Raw genomic sequence first — 255 nt, forward strand, 5'->3', positions numbered from 1 at the left:
TGATGCCAGATTATTCAAACTGGTGGCAACATCGGGATGGTCTTCTCCCAGCAGTCTTTTTCTCAATTCTAAAGCTTGCAAATACAAGGGTTCCGCTTCGCTGTAGCGTCCTTGAGATTTGTAGAGTAATGCCAGATTATTCAAACTGGTGGCAACATCGGGATGGTCTTCTCCCAGCAGTCTTTTTCTCAATTCTAAAGCTTGCAAATACAAGGGTTCCGCTTCGCTGTAGCGTCCTTGAGATTTGTAGAGTAA

At 44.3% G+C, this 255-nt stretch carries 1 protein-coding gene; it reads right to left on the minus strand.

Translation table 11 applies throughout. The annotated features are described in order from the left end of the window. Positions 1-255: tetratricopeptide repeat protein (locus MiSe_RS50415; RefSeq protein WP_226595142.1), on the minus strand; the 255-nt coding region annotated here is incomplete at both ends.

The organism is Microseira wollei NIES-4236, assembly GCF_020521235.1.
GTDB classification, from domain to species: Bacteria; Cyanobacteriota; Cyanobacteriia; order Cyanobacteriales; family Aerosakkonemataceae; genus Microseira; species Microseira wollei.